Origin of the sequence: Mesorhizobium neociceri, from assembly GCF_013520985.1 — a bacterium.
Taxonomy (GTDB): Bacteria; Pseudomonadota; Alphaproteobacteria; order Rhizobiales; family Rhizobiaceae; genus Mesorhizobium; species Mesorhizobium neociceri.
The window spans coordinates 219,874-242,687 of sequence record NZ_JACDTY010000007.1 but is presented as its reverse complement, the minus strand read 5'-3'; the positions used below and the strand labels follow the sequence as shown (position 1 = coordinate 242,687).

The window sequence follows — 22,814 nt, the reverse complement described above, 5'->3', positions numbered from 1 at the left end:
GGCGTTGAGCGATTAGGGTTCGGTCTTGGCGGCCAGCAAATCGACGATTTGCCTATCAGCCTTTGATCTAATGGCTATATCAACCGGCTTCAGCCCATCTCTGTCGGGAATGTTAGCGTCCGCTCCTTTGCCGAGCAACCATTTTACATAGCCAAATTGCTGGTCGCCGCCTGCCTGTCCCGGTCCATTGTAAACAGCGTGGGACAGCAGCGTTCTACCGTTTTCCGTCTTGTTGACGTTCAAGCCATGATCCAGCAGCAACTGCGTGATAGCTATGTTCCGGCTGTACCCGGCACCCGATACCGGGCCCCAACCTTGCTTGCCGTCGAATTCTAAATCGGCTCCCTGTATTAGGGCCTGCCTGACACCTTCGAGATTCCCCAAAAGGCGTAAATTCCAAGCATAGCCTTGGCGTTGGACCACTCAGGGGAAATTCCGCGCGCCTTGGCAAGTTTCAGTCTGTCGTAATCCACCACAGCTTCTTGATACTGGGTGGAGTTTTTCAATTTGGCCATGTAGGTGATTTTCTTCTTATGCTTCGGCGAGAACTGCTCGTAGCCGTAAAGGCCTCTGGCTCCGCAACTCATTGCCCGGCACTGGCTCGTCGGGTCGTCCAAAGTCACGCTCGTCGACGTCGGGACGACATGCAAAACGCACCCATTTCCGTAGGTCGTATCATAGTAGGTAAGCCGTCCCTGATCTCGTTCCGCTATTCCGGAAATCGAGCAAGAATGACCATTGGAAAATTGCAGCGACGCCCGGAAATACATTGAGTCCATGTCGTATGGGACCAATTCCAAGACGTCGGTAGCGTCGTGCTTTTCCGTCTTCCCGTTGTTAAAGAAGTCGGTCTTGGTATTATACCAGTACATCCCCTCCAGTTTGCTCAAATCCTTCGGAAGGACGGATGAAGGTGCGTGCCTTTCCGCAGCCGCGGAAGCGTTGCCAAATCCACACAAGACCAGAAATGCGAACAAGGTCAGCTTCTTCATATCTGTTTCCCAGGCTATCACGCGTGAAGGTATCTGAGCGGAGCTGACCTTTTGAATCAAGCGGCTGCGAGATTGATTCAGCTTGTTTCGATCGAGAATCCGCAGATCCGTTTAGCAGTCTGAAATCGCAGGACAAATTACCCGGCTAGGTCTCCAGTTTGGCCGGGAAACCGGGCGCGCGAAGGTCGGTGCCGACGGCTTCCTCGAGCAATTTGACGATCTGGGTCGACCAGGCGCCGCCGCCATAGGCCGCTTTGCCCTGTTCGAAAATTGCGTTGACGCGCGTGGCGAGATCGAGCGGCACGCCGGATTGCTCGGCCATGGTGAGCGCGAACCCGAGGTCCTTCAACGCCAGGTCCATGGTGAAGCCGATGTCGTAGGAGCCGTTGAGGATGAGTTGGCTTTCGGTCTCGTGGACGAAGCTGTTGCCGGAAGAGGCGACGATGGCGTGGTAGGACTGGGCGAGATCCAGCCCGCCCTGTTTGGCCAGCATCAGCGCCTCGCCGGCGGCGACGAGATGGATGAAGGCCAGCATGTTGGTGATCACCTTGATCACCGCCGCCGAGCCGAGCGGTCCCATCAGAAATGACTTTGCGCACATCGCTTCGATGGCCGGACGGTGCCGCTCATAGAGAGCTGCATCGCCGCCGACCAGCGCGGTGATTTTTCCGACCGCCGCCAGGTGCACACCACCGGTGACAGGGCACTCAAGCGTTTCGATGCCCTTGGCCGAGGCGAGGGCGGCAAGGCGCAGAATCTCGTCGCGGCCATTCGTCGACATCTCGATCCAGGTGCCGCCCTTGGGTAGCCCTTCCAGCAATCCATGGGGGGCGGCCAGCACCGCCTCGCTGACCTTTGGCGAGAGCAGACACGTGATGGCGTTGCCGGCCTTTGCCACCGCTTCAGCCGGGCTGTTCGCGGCGGTGGCGCCGAGCGCCACGAGGCGCTCGACGGCCGTGGGGTTACGGTCGAATACGGTAACGGCAAAACCGTTGCGCAGAAGGCTGGCGGCAAGGTTGCCGCCGAGATGGCCGAGGCCGATGAAGGCGTAGCGCTCGCTCACGGCATCAGCGGCGTCTGCATCATCTGCAGATGCAAATCCTTGCCGGTGTAGGGGTGCGCGTCGCAGACCGCCTCGTTGAGCTCGACGCCGAGGCCGGGCTCCTTCGACGGGATGACGTCGCCGTCCTGCCACTCGATCTTCTTCTTCAACAGCGTGGCGTGGAAGCCGTCCCACTGCTTCAGCGATTCCAGGATGAGGAAGTTGGGCAGCGTCACCGCCAGCTGGATGTTGGCGGCGCCGACGATCGGGCCGCAATAGCAATGCGGCGCGATCTGGATGTGATAGGCCTCGGCCATCGCCGCGATCTTCTTGGTTTCCAGAATGCCGCCGGAGCGGCCGAGGTCCGGCTGCAGGATGGTCGCGGCGCGGTTCTCGATGACGCGGGCGAATTCGGATTTCGTCGTCAACCGCTCGCCGGTAGCGATCGGTATCGACGTGCCACGCGCCACCTGCGCCATCACTTCCGGCATATCAGGCGGCACTGGTTCTTCGAACCACAGCGGATCATAGGGCTCGATGGCGCGCGCCATGCGCAGCGCACCGGAAGCGGTGAACTGGCCATGCGTGCCGAACAGGATGTCGGCGCGGGTGCCGACAGCTTCGCGGATCGCCTTGATCATGCGGGTGGAGACATCGATGTCGACGAGGCGCGGCTGGTGACCGTCAAAGGCCGTGTAAGGGCCGGCCGGGTCGAGCTTGACGGCGGTAAACCCCTGCTCGACATATTCGAGCGCGCAGGCGGCTGCCAGCTCGGGGTCGTTGTAGACGTTCCGGCCGTCCGGCGCGTCCTCGGAATGGACGCTGCCGGTGTGCGGATAGAGATAGGTGTAGGAGCGCAGCGTTTCGTGCACCTGGCCGCCGAGCAGTTTGTAGACCGGCTTGTCGGCTTCCTTGCCGATAATGTCCCAGCAGGCCATTTCCAGCGCCGAGAAGCAGCCCATGCCGGATACGTCGGGGCGCTGGGTAAAGCCTGAGGAATAGGCGCGGCGGAAGAAGTTTTCGATGTCGTGCGGGTCGCGGCCGATCAGGTAGCGCTCGGCCATGTCCTCGACCATCTTCGCGGTCGTGTGCGCCGAGAAGGTGGCGTTGTAGGCCTCGCCGTAACCGACGACGCCGCCATCGGTGATCAGCTTGACGAAGATGAAATATTTGCCGCCGATGCCGGGCGGCGGATTGCCGACAACCCAGGTCTTGACGTCGGTGATCTTCATTTTTGGTCCTCCAGAACCAGTTCGGCGCCCTTCCATCCGGTCATGACGGAGGCGGCGTTGGTGTTGCCGGTGATGTTGGCGGGAAAGATCGAGGCGTCGATGACGCGCAAGCCTTCGAGCCCGTGCACTTTCAGGCGCGGGTCGACGACCGCGCTCCTGGCATCGGGCCCCATGCGGCAGGTCGAGACCGGGTGATAGACGGTGCCCGAGCGTTTCCTGAAATCCGTGATCAGGTCGGCATCCGATTGGATCGATGGGCCGGGCAGGACTTCTTCGGCGATGATCTCGGCCATGGCAGGCATAGAGGCGATCTTGCGCACGAATTTTACCGCCGCCAGCATCTCGTCGACATCGGCATTGGTGGAATAGGCGTTGGCGACGATCTTGGGATAGTCCAGCGGATTGCTGGAGCGGATCATGATTTCGCCGCGGCTCGATGGGCGGCAATTGGACAGGCCGATCGAAAAGCCCGGCCACGGATCCGGCGTCAGGATCGGCCTCTCGCCACTCTTCGGGATGACAGTCGAGAAGGCCTGGAAATAAAGCTGCATGTTGGGGCGCGAGAACGCCGGGTCGGTGCGGAAGAAACCGCCGCCATGGTTCATCGACAGCGACAGCGGCCCGGAGCGGGTCAGGATGTACTGCATGCCGACCAAGAGCTTGCCCCACCAGGGCCGCAGGATCTGGTTGAGCGTCGGCACCTTGCCCTTGAACGTGTAGTTGATACCGACATGGTCCTGCAGATGCGCGCCGACATTTTCATTGGCATGGACGACCGGAATCCCAAGCCCCTTGAGCAGTGTTGCGGGGCCGACGCCGGACAGCTGCAGCAGCTGCGGCGAGTTGATCGAGCCGGCGGACAGGATGATTTCGCGGCCGGCGCGCGCCGTCTTCGTCTCGCCGTTCTGCAAATACTCGATGCCAACGGCGCGCTTGCCTTCGAATAGAATTTTGCTCGCCAGCGCATTCGTCTCGACGCGGACATTGCCTCGCTTCATCGCCGGGCGCAGGAACGCGCGCGCTGCCGACATGCGGCGTCCACCCTTGGTCGAGATCTGATAGACGCCGACACCCTCTTGGGCAGCGCCATTGAAGTCCGGGTTGAGCGGCAGGCCGGCCTGCTGCCCGGCGGCGAGATAGCGCTTGGTCAGCGGATGAACGGCGTTCGTCGTGTCGGTGATGTGCATCGGCCCGCCGGTGCCGCGCCATCTGTCGGCGCCGGCCTCATTGTCCTCGAGCGCCTTGAAGCCCGGCAACAGTTCGTCATAGCCCCAGCCGGGATTGCCGGCATCGCGCCAGTCGTCAAAGTCTTCGCGCGCGCCCCGGATCCAGACCATGGCGTTGATCGAGCTGGAGCCGCCGAGCAGCTTGCCGCGCGGCCAGTGGTCGACGTTGCCGGCGAGGCCTGGATCCGGCTCGGGCTTGTAGTTCCAGTTGACCGCCGGATCGAAGAAGGTCTTGCCGTAACCGAGCGGCATCTGCACGTAAAAGCGACGGTCGGTGCCGCCGGCCTCCAGCACCAGCACGGAGTGACGGCCGGAAGCCGACAGCTTGTCGGCCAGAACCGAGCCGGCCGAGCCGGAGCCGACGATGATGAAGTCATAGGTCTGCATGTGAATTTGGACGGCTCCGGAAAACTGGCCGCAGCCTAGACGCGGCAGGCTCGCCGCGTCGCCGTGCCTTCCGGCATGCGTTGTGAAAAAAGCGACTGGAAGGCGCATGGTTCTGAAATGTCATCAAGGAAACGACATCGCGCGCAGCCGGCCTCGCGCATCGCGTTGACCTGTCAGCGCCATGACGCTACGGGATCGAGGGTAATCGATCTCAAGGGGACACGGCATGGTGCACTACGCGGACGGCCGGCCGATTGGCGATCTGACGCTGCGCACGCTGGCCATGCCATCGGACGCCAATGCGGCCGGCGATATCTTTGGCGGCTGGGTGATGGCGCAGATGGATCTTGCTTGCGGTATCCGCGCTGCCGAGCGCGCAAAGGGCCGCGTGGTGACGGCGGCGGTCAAGGAAATGTCCTTCGCCAAGGCGATGAAGATCGGCGACACGCTATGCATCTACACCCATGTCGAGCGCGTCGGCCGCACCTCGATGACGCTCAAGGTCGAAGCCTGGGCGCAGCGCTACCTCTCCGATCTGATGGAGAAGGTCACGCATGCCGATTTCGTCATGGTGGCGCTGGATAGCGAGGGCAAGCCAAAGCCGGTTCCAGCGGAAAGCTGACGCAAGTCGATTCTGCCAAGCTTACGAGTTTGTAACATCTCCCGCGCGGGCGATGCGCTGCGCGACATCCAATGGTTGCCTTCGTCTCCGATTCTGCGGACGGCGGAGGAAGACAATGCGTCAACATATGCTGAACGGCTGGCTCGTGGCGGCCCTTGTCGCGGTGATCTGCCTGCTTGGCACGACCGCCTATACCGAGATCAGGAAAGAGCTTCCGAGCGTCGCCTGCAAGCACGACCGGACAGTCGGCGACCAGCGGACCGCGAGGGCCGAGACCTGCGGTACGATGTGTTGCGGCAACCCTGCGTCAAAGGCCTGAAGGCCTCCCAACAGAACACGCTTATTGAACTCAAATTGATGATGCGCCGGCAAACGAGACCCGGCTGCTGGATCGCGACGACGTGGCCGAGGATGCAAGGCGGCTCGGTTGAACCAGAACCGTGCGTCTTCGAGGGAAAAACCCTTCCACCGCAAGGGTTTCAGGCGTGCGCGCCATCGAATTTTTCGCGCGCCGCCTGGACGCGTACGGTGTTCCTGCGCGCCCATTCGCCGAGCGCGCCGACCGGAATCAGCAGCTCATGGCCGAGCTCTGTCAGCTCATAATCGACGCGCGGCGGGATGGTCGGGAACACGGTCCGGGTGACGAAACCATCGCGCTCCAGACCGCGCAAAGTGGTGGTCAGCATCTTCTGTGAAATGCCGCCGACCGCGGCGCGCAATTCATTGAAACGGAGCGGTCCGCCGCCCAGCTTGCCGACGACCAGGACGGTCCATTTGTCGCCGACGCGCTGCAGGATTTCCGAGACGGCGCGGCAGTCTTCGGTGTTGTGCGGGTGCCTCAGTAACAAAACGGTGCCTCCTTGCGCAGTGGTTTGACAGTATCTCATATAGCGCCGGTATCCAAACGATACCAGCTTTTACATATATGGAGAGCCCCATGTCCAAGCCCAAAATCGCCATTGTCGTCGGTTCGACACGCGCCGCGCGTTTCGCCGATGTGCCCGCCCAGTGGATCGCCAAGATCGCCAAGACGCATGCCGACATCGATGTCGAGATCGTCGACCTGCGCGACTGGCCGCTGCCCTTCTTCGACGAGGTTGCTTCGTCTGCCTGGGCGCCGTCGCAGAATGAAGTTGCGAAGCGCTGGCAGAAGAAGGTCGCCGAATTCGACGGCTTCATCTTCACCGCCGCCGAATACAACCATGGCCCGACGGCCGTGCTGAAGAACGCCATCGATTACGCCGCCAATGAGTGGAACAAGAAGCCGGCCGGTTTCGTCGGCTATGGCAGCGTCGGTGGCTCGCGTGCGGTCGAGCACCTGCGCCTTGCCGCGGTCGAATTGCAGATGGCGCCGGTCAAGTCCGCCGTCCACATTGCCTGGGGCGATTTCCTGGCGGTACGCCAGGGCGAGAAGAAGCTCGAGGAGATCGAACATCTGAACCAGGCAGCCGCAGCCCTGGTCAACGACGTTGCCTGGTGGGCCCGGGTGCTTAAAGCGGCGCGTCAGGCCGACGCGATTGCCGGCGAAGCCCAGGCAGCCTGAGCCTTATCCTCCCAGGATCAATCCAAGGGGCGGCGCTTGCGCCGCCCTTTTTCATGATGCCGTCGGATCGACGAGGTCGTGCTGATGCCTTGACGGCAATGCGCGTTGGATCGCTGCCCGTCACAGCCAACCGCCGGAAAACCCGGCTCGGCGGAGACCTGTAGCGATGGCCGGCACGCGGCGCATCAGCCGCCACAGGAAGTCCGACCGGTAATTCTCGATCATCAGGGCGATCGGCCCTTGATTGATGCCGACATGGTCCGGCGACACCCAACCGCAGGCGCGGCCGTCAGCGGCGGCGATCGTCGGGTTGAAGCTTGCGGTGAAGCCGTAAGGATTGCCCACATGCAAGTCCATCTCGTGAAAATGGCGCAGCGCCGGCAGCACGATCTCCGGCGCAAAGGGCAGGGAGGCGATCGCCGCCCATGGCGACAGCGTGCCGTCATCCGGGCCGAAGGGCGCGCCGCGGGCGAGATAGCCGAAGAAGCGGCGGCCATCGAGCCTCATTTCGCGCTTGGTAGGGCCAGGTCCGTCGCTGGCGGTGACACCCCAGCAATTTTCGCCGTAGCCGCTGAATCCCTTCGGATTGCGGATGGCGTAGTCGCGCTGCAGGTAGGTCGCCTGGCGGCTGTTCTGGAAATAGTCGCTATCGTGGTCATGCATGAAGGCATCGCGGATGCCGCGAAAGTCGATCCAGATATGCGAGAACTGGTGGATGAAGAGCGGGCCGGCATAGACCAGCGCGCGGCCGTAGATTGTCTTCCATTTGTAGGTGGACAGCCAGGCCGCGTAGCTCTCGGGCGGCAGCGAGTGGGTCGGCGATCCCAAACCAAGCACGTACAGGATCAGCGCCTCGTCGAATCCTTCCCAGCGGTAACGCAGGAAGCCTTTTTCAGGCCGCCAGCCATGGGTGACGGTGGCGCCGCCATTCTGCGCCCAGCGCCAGTCGGCGCGGCGGTAGAGTGCATCGGCGAGCCGGCGGATTTCCAGTTCGGATTCGGCGTCCTGGTCGAAATAGGCGCCGGCGGCCAGACCGCCGGCCAGCAGAAGCGCGGTATCGACCGTGGATAGCTCGCAGTTCCAGACGCGTCGGCCGGTCTTCATGTCGAGGAAATGATAGTAGAAGCCTTTGTAGCCGGTGGCATCGGGCTCCGGCCCGTGCGGTGCGTTCCAGAAGAAGCGAAGGGTAGCGAGCGTCCGCTCGATCGCGGCGGCGCGCGTCATGAAACCGCGCTCGACACCGACGGGATAAGACGACAAAGCGAGCCCGGCGGCGGCTATGCTGGCAGGCGACGTTGGCGTGTTGCGGTCGGCGACCAGGCCATTTGATGGGTTGGCTTCGTTGAGAAAATACTCAAAGGACAGGCGCTGGATGTCTTGGAGGAGCTCGTCGTTCAGCGCGTGTTCGTTCGATGCATCCATGGCTATCGATATAGCGGCTTTCGCTGCGCTTCCCACCTTTTTGGCCGGTCAATCATAAGTGAGGAAGGCGGAGGCGGATAGCGACAGACGCCCCGGCCGAAGATGTGCCGGCGGCCCGCGCGATCCTACTCCATCTCATCGAGCCGCTCTTGCCGCACGAGAATGGGGTATTGTGCCGGTTGACGGCCTTGGCCGCCGGTTTCACGAGAGCGATGAGCTGCCAAGGCGCTCTTTCGCCATTTCTCGATGAATCTAAGAAAGACCTGAAGCGGCATGGGCGTTTGACGACGGCTGGGATGATAAAGGAAAACGCCAGGCAGCGTGTGACTCCAGCCCTCCAGCAAGGTCACCAGCCGGCCTCGCGCAAGATGCCTCGCGACGATCGGCTCCGGGAGGTAGCCGATACCGACTCCTTCGAGAGTAGTGCTCAGCAGCATGTCAAGATCATTGACGATGAGCGAGCCTTCGACTGCAATCTCGGTATGCCGATCGCCCTGTGTGAAGACCCAGGGATGTATGGAGCCATCTAAGGGCGACCGGAATTGGATGCAGTCGTGGGCATGCAGATCTTTTGGAAGGGACGGTCTCGAATGCCGCGCCAAATAACTCGGAGCGGCGACCGCAAGCATCCTGAACTCGTCCGCGATGCGCAAGATCGTCATGTCGCGCTCGATCTTGTGCCCGACACGAATCCCGGCATCGAACCTGCCGCTGACAATGTCGTTGTTCGTGTCATCGACATGGATTTCAAGGTGAATGGCAGGGTATTCCGCGAGAAATGGCTGGATGAGCGGCGGGAGCACCATGGGGGCCAGTATCGCGGCGGTCGGCCGCGAGACAGCCAGGCGCAATGCCCCAATTGGTTTGTCGCGGAACGAATTGACGCTCTCGAGAGCGTGATCGATGCCTTGGAGGATCGGCTGTACTTCAGCCAGAAGGCGAACCCCGGCCTCCGTCATGGCGACGCTACGCGTTGTGCGATTGAACAGCCGAACGCCGAGCCGATCCTCGAGCGACCGGATGGTCTGGCTCATGGTGGGCAGGGCTATCCCGACCTCAGCCGCCGCTTTGGTGAAGCTGAGATGTTCCGCGACTGCCACGAAGGCGGTCAGTTCAGTGAGCTGGAAAGGAGCCACTCCGAATACTCGCGATAGTCAAAACGCCGGCCAATCTCCAACTTCATGGTCAGGCTGTTCGGCCTGATGCGGAAGGCCAACCCCTTGCACATATGTGCCGAAAGCCAGGCAATCAATAAACGCACGCCGGGCGAGAAGGCCTTGTCGCGACATCGTGATGGTCAGCGCCCGAAGGGCGCAGCACCCCGCGACGCGGCCTGAGCAGCGACCGAAGGACATTGAGCGGCGGGACAGTCTTCGTAAAATCCAAATACCTTCTTCCAGGCATCGCCAATTATCATTTGCCGGCCAAATGCCCATCTCGAATCCAGGCGGATCGAGAACCGTCGGGGGTAGCCCCATCGCGACCCGACATGACGGCAAGATCCCGAAACGCCAGCTCTGCGATGCTGAAGGGTCGCGTCTCCAAGTCCGACCGCACCCCCATCGCTACGGTGAGCAGCCGTCTGCTCGAAGGAGTGCGTGCTATGAAAAACTCAACGACAATGCTTGCGACGATCGCCCTGGGCGCCGTGCTGGCGACCGGCTCGGCAACGGCGTCGATCGCTGGCGGTGGCGATGACGGCGCCATATTCATCAGGAGCCATGGCGACTTCAGGAATCATGGCGGCTTCGGTGGCGGCCGCAGCTTCGGCGGCCATTCTTTCAACAGGAGCCATGGCAACTTCGCCATGCATCGCGGCTTCGGTATGCGTCACCGCTTCAATGGCGATCATCGCTTCTACGGAAGGCGCCATTTTGGTCGCTTCCATGGCGGTGACGACTTGGACGACTTCTTTGTCCCATTCTTTGGACTTGGCCAATATGGACCGTATTGCGGGGACTACCGTTCGTACGGGTGGGGCGTGCATCGCTATTACTGCCCGTAGCCAAGCCGCCGCCAACTCCATTCATCGATAGACCTGAGGCGTCCGGGCCCGCGGCGGTAACGCACGTCCTAGTGCCAGCGTCGATCCAGCCAGCCTCCACTGCCAACAGATTACCACCGCGGTCGTCGATGGGACGATCGCTCAATCCAGGAAGGAGACCATATCATGAACATCAAAGCTATCTATATGGGCACAGCGCTTGCTCTTTGCGCCGGCGGCGTTGCCTATGCCGGTGCGCTCGATGCCGCCGACACTGTCAACGACCGGGCGTTCCACACGGATCCACTCGTGACCGGCTCGATCGGTCAAGCACAAGGCGTGGACTACGGCATCACCGGCGGCCGCGTGACAGCCTTGATCAATCAGATACAGGGCGTGGACAAAGGCATCGAGGACGCGATGCAAGTGAAAAAGATCGAGCCGGCCGAGGCGCATAGGCTGCATATGCGGGCCGCTCACATCAGCCAGGCTGCCCAAAGAGCCGCGGGACATGGCGCGATACCGGTTGGACAGTATCAGCAGTTGTTGCACCAACTCGATGGTTTGAGCCAGCAGCTCCGGGTTGACACCGGCAGCGCCTTCTTGATGGGCAATGGCGGCGATGGCGGATATTATCCAAACGGCTACGGCCCGAACGACTGAAATCATCCACCGAACGGACTGTCTGACGCCCCTGAGTTCCGCTCGCGGGCGTCACCTTTTTTCGCCGGTGCCATCACGCGCCGATAGAGTTGCAGGTGGACGAGCAGGAGACCGGCTGCGTGCCGGCCCCTCCACTCACGCCGCCGCTTGAGCCTTGCGCGGTTCGGCGAGCATGCCGAGGCCGAGGCCTTCGACCAGCCGGGGCTGGATCGGCGCCGTCTGGGCATTGATGTCGTCGGCGCCGAAGGATTGGCCGACGACCACGCGCGCCGGGCGCGTGCATGCTTCCATGATCACATCTGAGTGACTTGCATAATGCAATTAACTTGGCTATGAGTCACTTTCATTTTGAAAGAGACCTTCGTCATGGTTGCCAAAACAAGCTTCGAAACCCGCCCGTGCCCGATCGCGCGCAGCCTCGACGCTGTCGGGGAGTGGTGGAGTATTCTTTTGCTCAGGGACGCGTTCCAGGGCCTGACGCGCTTCGACCAGTTTCAGAAGAGCCTGGACATTGCGCCCAACATTCTGACGCGGCGGTTGAACAGCCTGGTCGAGCGTGGCCTGTTCGAGAAGCGCGTCTACTGCGAGCGCCCGCTTCGCCATGAATATGTGCTGACCGCCAAGGCGCGCGATTTCCGGCCGGTGCTTATCTCCCTGCTTGCCTGGGGCAACAAGCACTTGGCGCCCGAAGGCCCGAGCCTGGTGGTGGTGGACAGAGCGGACGGACGCTGGGCCGAGCCGGTTCTGGTCGACCGTGAGAGCGGCAGGACGCTCGACAGCGAGGAGTTCACCATGGCGACCGGACCCACGGCCACCGATCGCATGCGGCGGCGCTATCGCTTCAGCAGCGAAGGCTCAGGCCTTCCGCTGGTGGAGAACACAGTGATCGAGCATAGGTCGGACGAGGCGCGGGGCAAATGAACAAGGTTCTCTCCGCCGCCGAACTGCAGCCGGCGCAGCCACCAGTCGTGCAGATCGCCGCGCCCGCCAAAAAGCGCCGCAAGCCGTGGCTGACGCTGGCAGCGGTGATCGCCATCGGTGCCGCCGGATGGTACGGCGTCGAGTGGTGGCAGGCCGGCCGCTTCCTCGTCTCTACCGACGATGCCTATGTCGGCGGCAATGTCACGCCGCTGGCGCCGCGGGTTGCCGGCCATATCGACCAGATCCTGGTCGAAGACAATCAGCATGTTGCCGCCGGACAGCTCATCATCCGCATTGATGACCGGCCGTTCAAGGCAGCGCTGGAGCATGCGCAGGCTTCCGTTCAGCAGCAGCAATCGGCGCTCGACAATCTGCGCGCCCAAATCTCGCTGCAGAATTCGGTGATCGAACAGGCCGTGGCCGATCTCGAGGCGAAGAGCGCTGCCGCTACCTTCACCGCCCAGGATGCCAAGCGCTATGAAGTGCTGGCCACCACCAGGGCCGGGACGCAGCAGGATGCGCAGAGAAGCCTTGCCGCCGACGGTCAGGCCAAGGCTACCGTTGCCGCCTCGCGTGCCGGGCTGGCGGCGGCCAAGCAGCAACTCGACGTGCTCAACACCCAGATCGCGGAAGCCACCGCCGCAGTCGCGGCCGCCAAGGCGGATGTCGATACGGCAGAGCTCGATCTCGGCTTCACTGAGATACGCTCACCCATCGAAGGCGTCGTCGGCAACAGGCTGGCGCAGGTCGGCACCTATGTTTCGCCGGGCAGCTATCTGCTGACCATCGTGCCGGCATCTGGGCTGTGGGTCGACGCCAATTTCAAGGAAGACCAGCTGCGCAACATGACCGACGGCCAGGCTGCCACGGTCTATACCGACATTGCGCCCGATGCGCCGCTCAAAGGCCATGTCACCAGCCTGGGGCCGGCAACCGGGGCGATCTTCAGCGTGATCCCGCCGCAGAACGCGACCGGCAATTTCACCAAGATCGTCCAGCGCGTTCCCGTCCGGATCGCAATCGACCAGGATCAGACCCAGAAGGTCGCACTGCGGCCAGGTCTGTCCACCGTGGTCACGGTCGATACCGCGTCGCACTGAGGACGCCATGTCAGAGCGCGCTGCCCCGCAGTCCTTCTTCGTCAGTATCCTGCCTTTCATGGTGATGTGCGTCGGGATGTTCATCGCGCTGCTCGACATCCAGATCGTGGCGTCCTCGCTGCAGGATATTGGCGGCGGCCTGTCGGCGGCGCAGGACCAGATCGGCTGGGTGCAGACCTCCTATCTGGTGGCGGAGATCATCGTCATTCCGCTGTCGGGCTGGCTCACCCGAGTGTTTTCGACACGCTGGCTTTTCACCTTCTCGGCGGCCGGCTTCACGCTGGCCAGCATGCTGTGCGGCTTCGCCTGGAGCATCGAAAGCATGATCGTGTTCCGCGCGCTGCAGGGGCTGCTCGGCGCGTCGATGATCCCGACGGTGTTCACCTCGTCATTCCACTATTTCCAGGGACCGAAGCGGGTCTATGCGGCGGCGGTGGTCGGCAGCATCGCGTCGATCGCGCCGACGCTCGGCCCCGTCATCGGCGGCTGGATCACCGATACGCTGAACTGGCACTGGCTGTTCTATGTCAACGTCATTCCCGGCACCATCATCACCATCCTCGTCGCGCTGCTGGTCAAGATCGACAAGGCCGATCCGTCGCTGCTGAAAGGCGCCGACTATATCGGCATGGTGCTGATGGCGGTCAGCCTCGGCACGGCCGAATATGTGCTGGAGGAGGGCACGCGCTGGAACTGGTTCGACGATGCCACGATCCGCAACGGCGCCATCGTTGCCAGCGTTACCATGGTTCTGTTCGTCATCCGCAGCCTGACTTATGCGCAGCCGGTGGTGGACTTTCGCGCCTTCGGCAACCGCAACTTCGCCATTGGCTGCTTCCTGTCCTTCGTCACCGGCATCGGCATCTTCGCCACAATCTATCTGACGCCGCTGTTCCTTGGTTATGTCAGGGGCTACGACGCCTTCCAGACCGGCGTGGCGGTGTTTTCCACCGGCGTCGCCTCGATGGTCGGCGTGCCCGTCTACATCTTCCTTGCCAAGCGCTTCGACACGCGCTGGCTGATGATGTTCGGGCTGGCATCCTTCGGTGCGTCGATGTGGAGCTTTAGCGCCATCACCAGCCAGTGGAGCGCGGCCGAGCTGCTTCTGCCGCAGATCTTTCGTGGCTTCCCGCAGGTCTTCGCGGTGGCGCCGAGCGTCAATCTTGGCCTCGGCAGCCTGCCGCCGGAGCGGCTGAAATATGCCAGCGGCCTGTTCAACACGATGCGCAATCTCGGCGGCGCGGTCGGCATCGCCATTTGCGGCGCGATCCTGAACGACCGCACCAACTTCCATTTCCTGACCATCGCTTCGCATCTGACGCCGCAAAACGAAGCGGCGATGCGGCTCCTCGACAATGTCGGGCAGCGTTATGGCCAGTTGCCGGGTGCTGTCGCCGATGGTCATGCCGCGGCGCTGAAGCAGCTCTGGGCACTGGCCTATCGCGAAGCCTCTACCATGGCCTACGCCGATGCGTTCCTGGTCATCATGGTCGCCTTCGTCATCGCCACCGCGCTGGTTCCATTCCTGCGCAACGTCACACCAAAAGCGCCGCCGCCCGACGCACACTGAAGCTGGACCGCCGTTGGACCGCCATATGGACAGGGCTGCCATCTGGCCCTGTCGTTTTGCTCTGATATAGCCGGCTGCGATCCATCACATGAGCATGTCCCGTGAAGTCACCCAGCCTGACAGGCATCGTTTCCCCCATGATCCCGGTGCTGGTCTGTGCGGTCGCGATCTTCCTTTTGTCAGCCATGGATGCGGCGATGAAGATCCTGGTCATCGCCGTAGGCGTCTACAACACAGTGCTGTGGCGCAGCATGCTCGCGACCGTGGTCGCGGGCACGGCCTGGGCGGCGGGGCCGCGGACGCTTCCCACGCCTTCCGTAGTGCGGCTGCATGCGCTGCGCGCCGTGGTCGTCGGCATCGTCCTGCTGTCGTTCTTCTGGGGGCTTGCCAGGCTGCCGCTGGCGGATGGGATCGGGCTTAGTTTCGTCGCGCCGCTGTTTGCTCTTCTGCTGGCCGCGCTGCTCTTGGGCGAACGCATACAGCGTCAGGCGATCTGGGCGTCGGTGGCGGGCATCGCCGGTGTCGTCATCATCATGGCCGGACAGTTCGGGCAAGGGAACTATACCGGGGATGCTCTGCTTGGCACGGTGGCTGTGCTCGCATCGACGGTGTTCTACGCCTACAATCTGATCCTCTCGCGGCGGCAGGCGCTGGTGGCAATGCCAGTCGAGATCATGCTGTTCCAGAACCTGTGCGTTGCCGCCGTCCTTCTCCCCGCCGCGCCCTGGTTGGCCGTTGCCCTGCCGGGCAATCTCTGGCTTTCCCTGGCCGGCGTGACGGCGTTGTCTCTCTCCGGCCAATTCCTGATGAGCTGGTCCTATGCGCGGGCCGAAGCGCAATATCTGATCCCGACGGAATACTCGGCCTTCATCTGGGCGATCGTGTTTGGCTGGCTGTTCTTCGACGAGGCCGCGACCTGGACCACGCTGGCGGGTGCCGCCCTGATCGTCGCCAGTTGCCTGATCGCCTCGCGCTCCAGTCCGAAGCTTGCCGAACCGATCGAAGCTGCAGTTTGAGGATAGCTGTTGTCAGCGCACCACTTCGCGATGACCGCTGGGCAGGCGGGTGGCGATCAGCTTGTCGATGCGGCGGCCGTCGAGGTCGACCACCTCGAAGCGCCATCCCTGGGCGTCGACGCATTCGCCGGTCGCCGGCAAATGGTGCATGTGTGACAGCACATAGCCGGCGACGGTCTCGTAGTCGCGGTTCTCCGGCAGGTCGATGCCGAGAACTTCCGCCATCTCGTCGGCCTGCATGTAGCCCGCGAGCAGCCATGAGCCGTCCTCGCGCTTGACGGCGTTTTCTTCCTCGCCGGCATCGAGGTCGGCGCGGAAGACGCCGGTGATGGCCTCCAGAATGTCGGCCGGGGTGACGATGCCTTCGAAATGGCCGTATTCGTCATGGACCAGTGCCATCGGCACGTCGGAATCCTTCAGCTTCTGCAGAACGTCCAGCGCATCGGCCTGGTCATAGACGATGGGGGCAGTGCGCACATGCTTGCGCGGGTCGAGCGCGCGGCCGGCAAGGATCGCCGCCAGCACGTCGCGGGTCTGGACGACGCCGACCATGACGTCGACACCGCCATCGCCCGCCGGCAGGCGCGAATGCTGGGTGTCCATCAACAGCTTGCGGATGGCGCTCTCATCCGCCTGCAGATTGATCCAGTCGACCTCGGTCCGCGGCGTCATCACCGCGCGCACGGCGCGGTCGCCGAGCCGCATGACGCCGGCAATCATGCGCCGCTCGTCGGATTCGATGGTGCCGTGATGCTCGGCCTCTGCGACCAGCATCTTGATCTCCTCGTCGGTGACCTTCTCGTCGCTCTCGCCGCGCTGGCCGAGCAGCCACAATATGGCGCGGCCGGAAATGTCGAGCAGGAAGACCAACGGCGCCGCGACAGTGGCGAGGATTGTCATCGCCGGGGCGGCGCGGGCGGCGACGCGTTCGGGATCGCGCAGGGCGATCTGCTTGGGCACCAGTTCGCCGACGATCAGCGAGAAATAGGTGATGATAGCAACGACGATGCCGACACCGAGCGGATCGGCGACGCTCTCGCGGATGCCGGTCGAGGCCAGGTACACCGACAGCCTGCCGCCCAGCGTGGCGCCGGAAAAGGCGCCCGAAAGCACGCCGACCAAGGTGATGCCGATCTGCACCGATGACAGGAATTTGCCGGGGTTGGAGCCGAGCGCCAGCGCGCGCCCGGCGCCATTGACGCCGCGGTCGATCATCGCCTTGAGCCGTGCCGGGCGCGACGAAACGATGGCGAGCTCGGACATCGACAGAAGGCCGTTCACACAGATGAGGACGACCACGGTAGCGATTTCGACGTATAGCATCAGGGGTCAATAGCATTGCCGCAGGCCGCTGGAAAATAGTCCGCGATGATTTTTGAAAAATGACAATGGTTCAGGGGATTTGCCTGAGCACGCCGACAATGGCCCTGCCGTCGGTGAAATAGGGATCGCCGCCGCCATTGCGTCCGGTCCTGGTTGCGCCGATGCCGGGGATATCGCTCACCGAGATCACCATGCCTGCAGCCGACAGGTCATGGATCACGAGGTCGCGCTCGGCGTCGATGTCGGGACCGATATGGTGGGTGATGGCGCCGGTGTCGTGGCTCAACCCAACGCCGCGGTCGAAGCTGGCCGAGCCCAGCCATAGCGGGCGGCCATCGTCGCCGGTCGCATCGGTGCGCCAGAAGCGGACATGATTGTGCCGGTCGGCGCTGCCGCCGACCGGTTTTTCGAAGGCGAGGTCCTGGGCGCGGCCTTCGAACAGCAGCCGGCTGACCGGGGCGTCGGGATAGGGACGATCGAGCAGCACACTTTCACCGATTTCGATCGCTGTCTTCAGCGTCACGCCATCGGCCGTATCCCATCTGGCCACGGCGAAGGCATGCACAAGCTCCTTTTCGCTGCCGACAAGGCCGACATTGATCGGGTCGCCCGGAATACCTTGCGGCGTGTGCGTCACCATCTCGAAGGTCTGCTTGCGAAAGCCGCGGTCGTGAAACGTCCAGAATTCCGGCGCGGCGACATAGGCAAGCCCCAGCCAGGCCGCGCAGAACGCCGCCAGCCAGGTCAATGCGCGTCGTCGCAGGCTTCGTTGGCTCATGAATGCGGCTCGATCCGTGCGGTATCTGTCGCCTGACGGACCCTGGAAATCAATGGTCAGGAGCGCGCAGCCGTTCTATCGTCGGCCATCGTTTTTGCGTGGGGTGAGCAGGAATGGATAGGAAGCAGGTGGGGCGCCGCTCGATGGCATTGACCGCCGACCTTGTCGCAAGGGTCGAGCGTATCGAACCGGATCCGGGTCCCGAGCCCGGAACAACCGAGCATACAGACGCGGAGTTCGATAGTCTTGTCGAGCAACTCCTGTCGGAACATCGGCCTGAAGCGCTGTGGGTTTTTGCCTATGGGTCGTTGATCTGGAACCCCGAATTCGCCCATGTCGAGCAGCGCCCGGCCACGGCGCCGGGATGGCACCGCTCGTTCTGCCTGAAGCTGACCCGCTGGCGCGGAACCCGCGATTTGCCGGCCTTGATGCTGGCCCTCGATCGAGGCGGCAGCTGCAACGGCATCGTCTATCGGCTGCCCGCGGAAGACCATTTCGGGCAACTTGGCCAATTGATGCGCCGCGAGATCGATGCCAACCCGCCAACCAACGTGCCATGCTGGATCAAGGTCAAGACCAAGGACGGGCCGCTGCGTGCCTTGGCCTTCGTCGCCGCGCCAGACGGCAGGGCCTATGCCGGCCGGTTGCCATTGGAGCAGGTTGCCAACACGCTGGCGCAGGCTGCCGGTCATTGGGGCTCGTCGGCGCAGTACCTATTCCGAACCGTCAGCAAACTGGAGGAGAGCGGGATTCGCGACCGGAATCTCTGGCGCATCCAGGATCTGGTGGCACGACACATCATCGCTTCCACTGGTGACGCCCAGTGCGCCTGATCTTTCCTAGCGGCAGGCGCGATAGCCGCTCTTGCGGTTCTTGATGTCGAAATGGAAATGGTTGCGGTGGTCGTAATTGTAGCCGGGGCCGAGCACCGTGGTGAAATACTGGCAGCCGTCGGCGCGCACATTGTTAAGGAAGCCGCGGGTGCGGAAGGCGAACAGGCCAGGCTTGCGCACGTCGATGTCGTCGCCATTGTTGAGCTCGATGCTCATGACGTCGAGCGCGTTGCCCTTGCCGTGCTCGGACAAAACACCTTCGCCGGCGATGTTGCGGCAGGAATAGCTCGAGCCCTGGTGGATGGTCTTGACGCCGGAGAAATAACGCCAGCGGGCGGAGGGAACGAGCTCGTTCCTCGTCCAGGCGGCGAAGCTGGCGGCCATGTCGCAGGTCAATGTCGCCGCCGGCTTCATCTGGATGCCGCCGATGGCCGAGACCTTGACCGGCCAGTCGATGCCGCACTGGCCCTCATGGATCGGCTGGACATCGGTGTAGACGACGCCGAGGCGCCTCAATTCGCCGCGGCAGTCGGTTTCGCTGGCAGGCATCTGTTCGGGCTCGGACATCGGCTCGTCCATGCGCGGATAGGCGGCGGTCATGTAGGGGTTGGACGGGACGAGCTTCTGCATGCCTTCATACTGCGGCACGGCCGCGGTCTGCGAGCCGACGTCGACGGCCGGCTGCAGCGACAGCACGCTGCCGGTGTTGCAGGCTGAAACGGCGGCCATCGCAAGACCGGCGGCCAGCATCGCTGCGCGTTTTGATTGGCGCGCGACCATCGCGGCGGCGCGAAATAGTCCGGCCATGGGCGGAATTCCTGTCCCTGATCGGTGGGATTTTAACGATCAAGGGTAAAGGAAAACTCAGCGCTCGCGTTCATGCCTGCGGCCGAAATGCGGCACGTGGGTCAGCCTGCCAGCCTACTGGCAGAAGGTGCCGCCGTGCCGGCGCGGTTCGAGATCGAGATGGAAATGCAGGGCGTGGTCAGGGTCGGCGCCAGGTCCAAGCACGGTCTTGAACGGTCCGCAGGCGGCCTTGCGCACGGCGTTGAGGAATTTCGCGTCCTTCTCAGGCGGCGTTGGACCGACTTCGATCTTCCTGCCGTCAGACAGGGTGAAGCTGGCGATGTCGAGGGCGTTGCCGAACGCGTGCTCCGACAGTTTGCGCGTGCCATTGCGCGGCCGGCAGACAAAGGCCGATGCCTGGTTGATCGATTTCAGGTCGGCGCCGAATTCGGCTTTCGCAGCCGGCTGGATGACATTGGCGGCAAAGCGGGCGGCCGCTTCGGCCATCGGACAGTTGAGCTCGGTCGCGGGGCCGATGGCGATGGATTTTCCAAGGGACTTCAGCACCAGGGGATAAGGGATCGAGCAGCCGATGTCGGGATTGCTTTCCGCCTTGTGCTCCTCGAATTCGACGCCAAGCGCCGTCAGCCGCTCGCGACAGGCAACTTCCTCCGCCGGCATTTTTGCGTCGGGCAAATCGGCCGAGCGGGGGTCGGGCAGCATCTTCTTGTCGTCGGCATCCGCGGGTTTTTCAGGCGGCTGCGGGGCGACGACCGGCGGCTCGACCTCAGGCTTTGTGACGTCGGGCCTCTGTGTCGGAACCGGCACCACTGCCGGCGGCTCAGGCTCACTTTCCGTATTGGTTGACGGCTCCGGGGCTGACGGTTCGGGCCGCGCCTGCTTTTTCTGACGGGACTTTTCTTCGTTGAACCGATTGTCATTGGACCGGTTGGGCGCACCGCTGGTCTTGGGACCTTCGGTCTTTTGCTCTTCAATCGGAACGTCGGCCTTCTGCGCCTTCGCGGGGCGCGCCTCGGGCACCGGAACGCCGGCAACCGGGGGCTGCGGATCCGGCGTTTTCGGCTCTGCCTGCTTCGGCACTGTATGCCGCTTGCCCCGCGCTTTCAGGCGGTGCTTGTTGCGCGGCTTTAGCGGCTGGTCGGCTCGCTGTGTCAGCGGCTGCTCTATCCGTGGTGACAGCGGTGTGTGATGCCATCGATGTTTGGCGTCAGCAGGAGTCGCGAGCAATCCGGCCACCACCATGGCCAGCGCCAACCCGCATATTCTGGAAAAGACAAGCGCCGCCATTGGCCCTAAACGGCGCGGGCTTACGGAGGTTGCCGGGAAAAGCGCAGGCGCCCGATCACGATCGGTTACCCCGGCGTTACGCGCCAATCGCCTCCAGCCCTTCCTCCAGCCAGTCGGCCAGCAGCGGCATGCCGAGCAGATATTTTGCCGTGCGCTTGTTGGCGCGCTCGCGCGCGGCGGCAACCGCATCGGCCCATTCCGCCGCGTCATAGTCGCCACGGCCGACCCAGGCCAGCGCGATGAGCTCGGCCGCCTCGTCGACATTGAGGTCGTTGATCAGTTCGCGCAGCTCTTCTTCGCTGAGGTTTTCCGCGCTTTCCTCGGCAAGGCCGTCATGGTGGTGATTGTCGTGCGTGTCGCCGTCGAACTCGACCTCATGCTCGGCGCCGTCGGTATAGTCTTCGTTGACGGCAGCGCTCAGACCCTTTGCCTTGAGAATGAACAGCCGCACGGTGTCCGGGCCGATCGATAGCTCCCATTCCCGTTCACGGCGCTGTTGCACTCTCGCGCACTCCGCTGGTCATTTCCAGGATGATAGCGGATTTGCAGCGCGCGTCACGTCACCTTCGGCCGGCTGGCCTCATCGCCGGCGGAATTTTGACTCGCACGCCTGTCTTTTGAAGAGGGTTTTGGGAAATAGTTTTGACGGCGGCGGCTTTTCCGGGATGAAATGGTGTCCGCCCGGCGTTAGCATTTCATCATTATCCCTCAAGGAGGCTTCGATGCGCAGACGTTTGCTGATTCAAGTTCTAGCTGTTGTCGCTCTGCCGCTGTTTGCGGCGCCAGCATTTACCGCCGGCGAGGGCGGCGGAGGCGGCGACGGCGGGAGCACGAAATGCAAGAAGGGCGAGGTCTGGGACAAGAAGCTGAAGAAGTGCGTCGCGCCGAAATACGGCATGCTCGACGACAACAACATCTATGAGGCCGGCCACGATCTGGCGATGGCAGGGCGCTATGATGAGGCGATCGCCGTGCTCAGCCTGGCCGAGAACAAGCAGGATCCGCGCATCCTCAACTATCTCGGCTATTCGCACCGCCATTCCGGCCGCGTCACGGTCGGCCTCGGCTATTACGAGGAAGCGCTGCGCATCAATCCCGATTATACGCTGGTGCGCGAATATCTCGGCGAGGCGCATCTGCAGATTGGCGACCTGGCCGGCGCCCAGGAGCAGCTGGCCGAAATCGAGAAGCGCACCGGCAAAGGTTCGCGCGAATACGGCATGCTGGCCGAGCAGATCTACCATTTCATGAGAAGCTGACCCCACCCCAACGGCTTCTTTGGGCCGGCTGCGAGCAATCGCAGCCGGCTTTTTGTTGTCGCAGCCGCAACACAGCGCGCATGCCGTGGCGGCAACTGCACAATCGGACCATGATTTTTCAAAAGCCCGCTTTTTCAGCGTGAAAAGCGCGCGAAGATCGCTATATTGGGGGAAATTGCGGTGAAACGGTTCCGTTAGCCCGAGGCTTCCGGACCCGTTTTCTTTTTGTACCCATCGACAAGGCTTTCCCCGAAATGCGGGGGTGGCGGCAGGAAAGGTCAGGCATCATGAACAAGGTCCCGATGACAGGCGAGGGGTTCGCGTCATTGAAGGAAGAACTGCGTTGGCGTCAGCAGGAAGAGCGGCCGCGCATCATCGAGGCGATCTCCGAAGCGCGCTCGCATGGCGACCTGTCCGAAAATGCCGAATATCATGCCGCCAAGGAGTCGCAGAGCCTCAATGAGGGCCGCGTCAACGAGCTCGAAGACTATATCGCGCGCGCCGAGGTGATCGATGTCACCAAGCTCAGCGGCGACAAGGTCAAGTTCGGCGCGACCGTCGTGCTGGTCGACGAGGACACCGAGGAGAAGAAGACCTACCAGATCGTCGGCGACCAGGAAGCGGACGTGAAATCGGGCCGTATCTCGATCTCGTCGCCGATTGCGCGCGCACTCATCGGCAAGGAAGTAGGCGACGCCATCGAGGTCAATGCGCCCGGCGGCGCACGGGGTTATGAGATCGTCCAGGTGCAGTTTATTTAGGGCAAGTTCACGCCTGACCTGCGCTTTTTGAGCTGAGGTTGGCGCC

Annotated in this window: 26 protein-coding genes; 11 read left to right on the top strand and 15 right to left on the bottom strand. The window is 62.7% G+C overall.

The genetic code is table 11. The annotated features are described in order from the left end of the window. Window positions 1-12: 12 nt before the first annotated feature. From H0241_RS16770 to H0241_RS16750, 5 genes are all read right to left on the bottom strand, one after another. A complete protein-coding gene (locus H0241_RS16770) occupies window positions 13-423 on the bottom strand; it encodes an ankyrin repeat domain-containing protein (RefSeq protein ID WP_328824710.1) in 411 nt (136 codons plus the stop codon). Then, the gene (locus H0241_RS16765; RefSeq protein ID WP_181058764.1) at window positions 351-992 is read right to left on the bottom strand and encodes a hypothetical protein; all 642 of its coding nucleotides are present in this window, start codon (window positions 990-992) and stop codon (window positions 351-353) included. The genes H0241_RS16770 and H0241_RS16765 overlap by 73 nt, the downstream gene beginning before the upstream one ends. Window positions 993-1,137: 145 nt before the next feature. Next, window positions 1,138-2,055, bottom strand: coding sequence for an NAD(P)-dependent oxidoreductase (locus H0241_RS16760; RefSeq protein WP_181058763.1), 918 nt, complete (start codon window positions 2,053-2,055; stop codon window positions 1,138-1,140). After that, the gene (locus H0241_RS16755; RefSeq protein WP_181058762.1) at window positions 2,052-3,266 is read right to left on the bottom strand and encodes a mandelate racemase/muconate lactonizing enzyme family protein; all 1,215 of its coding nucleotides are present in this window, start codon (window positions 3,264-3,266) and stop codon (window positions 2,052-2,054) included. Before H0241_RS16755 ends, H0241_RS16760 begins: the two co-directional genes overlap by 4 nt. Further along, window positions 3,263-4,879 (bottom strand): GMC family oxidoreductase, encoded by a 1,617-nt coding sequence (locus tag H0241_RS16750; RefSeq protein ID WP_181058761.1) that lies wholly within the window; start codon window positions 4,877-4,879, stop codon window positions 3,263-3,265. Before H0241_RS16750 ends, H0241_RS16755 begins: the two co-directional genes overlap by 4 nt. A gap of 226 nt (window positions 4,880-5,105) precedes the next feature. On the opposite strand from H0241_RS16750, the gene H0241_RS16745 reads away from it, so the two are divergent. Together H0241_RS16745 and H0241_RS16740 are read left to right on the top strand one after the other, a co-directional pair. Further along, window positions 5,106-5,501, top strand: a complete 396-nt coding sequence (locus H0241_RS16745; protein WP_181058760.1) for an acyl-CoA thioesterase — start codon at window positions 5,106-5,108, stop codon at window positions 5,499-5,501. Between the two features lie 115 nt (window positions 5,502-5,616). Continuing rightward, the gene (locus H0241_RS16740; protein WP_181058759.1) at window positions 5,617-5,820 is read left to right on the top strand and encodes a hypothetical protein; all 204 of its coding nucleotides are present in this window, start codon (window positions 5,617-5,619) and stop codon (window positions 5,818-5,820) included. 160 nt (window positions 5,821-5,980) lie between these two features. Here the strand turns inward: H0241_RS16740 and H0241_RS16735 are convergent, their stop codons facing one another. Continuing rightward, window positions 5,981-6,349, bottom strand: coding sequence for a winged helix-turn-helix transcriptional regulator (locus tag H0241_RS16735; protein ID WP_181058758.1), 369 nt, complete (start codon window positions 6,347-6,349; stop codon window positions 5,981-5,983). An 89-nt stretch (window positions 6,350-6,438) separates the two neighbouring features. On the opposite strand from H0241_RS16735, the gene H0241_RS16730 reads away from it, so the two are divergent. Further along, a complete protein-coding gene (locus H0241_RS16730) occupies window positions 6,439-7,044 on the top strand; it encodes an NADPH-dependent FMN reductase (protein ID WP_181058757.1) in 606 nt (201 codons plus the stop codon). Window positions 7,045-7,164: 120 nt separating this feature from the next. On the opposite strand, the gene H0241_RS16725 is transcribed toward H0241_RS16730, so the two are convergent. The 3 genes from H0241_RS16725 to H0241_RS16715 form a co-directional block, all read right to left on the bottom strand. Further along, window positions 7,165-8,466: a glucoamylase family protein gene (locus tag H0241_RS16725; RefSeq protein WP_181058756.1), complete on the bottom strand. Its 1,302-nt coding sequence runs from the start codon at window positions 8,464-8,466 to the stop codon at window positions 7,165-7,167. Window positions 8,467-8,591: 125 nt separating this feature from the next. Then, a complete protein-coding gene (locus H0241_RS16720) occupies window positions 8,592-9,602 on the bottom strand; it encodes a LysR substrate-binding domain-containing protein (protein WP_181058755.1) in 1,011 nt (336 codons plus the stop codon). A gap of 476 nt (window positions 9,603-10,078) precedes the next feature. Further along, complete coding sequence (locus H0241_RS16715; protein WP_181058754.1) at window positions 10,079-10,405, bottom strand: hypothetical protein; 327 nt, start codon at window positions 10,403-10,405, stop codon at window positions 10,079-10,081. A gap of 231 nt (window positions 10,406-10,636) precedes the next feature. Here H0241_RS16715 and H0241_RS16710 point away from each other — a divergent pair, with 231 nt between their 5' ends. Next, window positions 10,637-11,113 carry a hypothetical protein gene (locus H0241_RS16710; RefSeq protein WP_181058753.1) on the top strand — a complete coding sequence of 159 codons (477 nt, stop codon included), beginning with the start codon at window positions 10,637-10,639 and terminating at the stop codon, window positions 11,111-11,113. A gap of 135 nt (window positions 11,114-11,248) precedes the next feature. On the opposite strand, the gene H0241_RS16705 is transcribed toward H0241_RS16710, so the two are convergent. After that, a complete protein-coding gene (locus H0241_RS16705; protein ID WP_181058752.1) occupies window positions 11,249-11,404 on the bottom strand; it encodes a hypothetical protein in 156 nt (51 codons plus the stop codon). A 75-nt stretch (window positions 11,405-11,479) separates the two neighbouring features. Between H0241_RS16705 and H0241_RS16700 the strand changes: the two genes are divergently transcribed. From H0241_RS16700 to H0241_RS16685, 4 genes are all read left to right on the top strand, one after another. Next, window positions 11,480-12,034: a winged helix-turn-helix transcriptional regulator gene (locus H0241_RS16700; protein WP_181058751.1), complete on the top strand. Its 555-nt coding sequence runs from the start codon at window positions 11,480-11,482 to the stop codon at window positions 12,032-12,034. Further along, window positions 12,031-13,134 carry an HlyD family secretion protein gene (locus tag H0241_RS16695; protein ID WP_181058750.1) on the top strand — a complete coding sequence of 368 codons (1,104 nt, stop codon included), beginning with the start codon at window positions 12,031-12,033 and terminating at the stop codon, window positions 13,132-13,134. The genes H0241_RS16700 and H0241_RS16695 overlap by 4 nt, the downstream gene beginning before the upstream one ends. A 7-nt stretch (window positions 13,135-13,141) precedes the next feature. After that, on the top strand, window positions 13,142-14,704 hold the full coding sequence (locus H0241_RS16690) for a DHA2 family efflux MFS transporter permease subunit (RefSeq protein WP_181058749.1): 1,563 nt from the start codon (window positions 13,142-13,144) through the stop codon (window positions 14,702-14,704). Between the two features lie 137 nt (window positions 14,705-14,841). Beyond that, window positions 14,842-15,720 (top strand): DMT family transporter, encoded by an 879-nt coding sequence (locus H0241_RS16685; RefSeq protein ID WP_181058748.1) that lies wholly within the window; start codon window positions 14,842-14,844, stop codon window positions 15,718-15,720. Between the two features lie 12 nt (window positions 15,721-15,732). Here the strand turns inward: H0241_RS16685 and H0241_RS16680 are convergent, their stop codons facing one another. Then, complete coding sequence (locus H0241_RS16680) at window positions 15,733-17,043, bottom strand: hemolysin family protein (RefSeq protein ID WP_181058747.1); 1,311 nt, start codon at window positions 17,041-17,043, stop codon at window positions 15,733-15,735. Window positions 17,044-17,113: 70 nt separating this feature from the next. Further along, on the bottom strand, window positions 17,114-17,821 hold the full coding sequence (locus tag H0241_RS16675) for an LssY C-terminal domain-containing protein (protein ID WP_181058746.1): 708 nt from the start codon (window positions 17,819-17,821) through the stop codon (window positions 17,114-17,116). Between the two features lie 113 nt (window positions 17,822-17,934). Between H0241_RS16675 and H0241_RS16670 the strand changes: the two genes are divergently transcribed. Continuing rightward, window positions 17,935-18,654: a gamma-glutamylcyclotransferase gene (locus H0241_RS16670; protein WP_181058745.1), complete on the top strand. Its 720-nt coding sequence runs from the start codon at window positions 17,935-17,937 to the stop codon at window positions 18,652-18,654. A 6-nt stretch (window positions 18,655-18,660) separates the two neighbouring features. Here the strand turns inward: H0241_RS16670 and H0241_RS16665 are convergent, their stop codons facing one another. The 3 genes from H0241_RS16665 to H0241_RS16655 form a co-directional block, all read right to left on the bottom strand. Continuing rightward, entirely contained in the window at window positions 18,661-19,461 is an 801-nt protein-coding gene (locus H0241_RS16665; RefSeq protein ID WP_181058744.1) for an extensin-like domain-containing protein, read from the bottom strand. Between the two features lie 114 nt (window positions 19,462-19,575). Next, window positions 19,576-20,628, bottom strand: a complete 1,053-nt coding sequence (locus tag H0241_RS16660) for an extensin-like domain-containing protein (protein ID WP_181058852.1) — start codon at window positions 20,626-20,628, stop codon at window positions 19,576-19,578. Between the two features lie 196 nt (window positions 20,629-20,824). Further along, complete coding sequence (locus H0241_RS16655) at window positions 20,825-21,250, bottom strand: DUF3775 domain-containing protein (RefSeq protein WP_181058743.1); 426 nt, start codon at window positions 21,248-21,250, stop codon at window positions 20,825-20,827. 220 nt (window positions 21,251-21,470) lie between these two features. On the opposite strand from H0241_RS16655, the gene H0241_RS16650 reads away from it, so the two are divergent. Beyond that, window positions 21,471-22,007, top strand: coding sequence for a tetratricopeptide repeat protein (locus H0241_RS16650; protein WP_181058742.1), 537 nt, complete (start codon window positions 21,471-21,473; stop codon window positions 22,005-22,007). A 287-nt stretch (window positions 22,008-22,294) separates the two neighbouring features. Beyond that, entirely contained in the window at window positions 22,295-22,768 is a 474-nt protein-coding gene (gene greA, locus H0241_RS16645) for a transcription elongation factor GreA (protein ID WP_181058741.1), read from the top strand. Window positions 22,769-22,814: the final 46 nt, after the last annotated feature.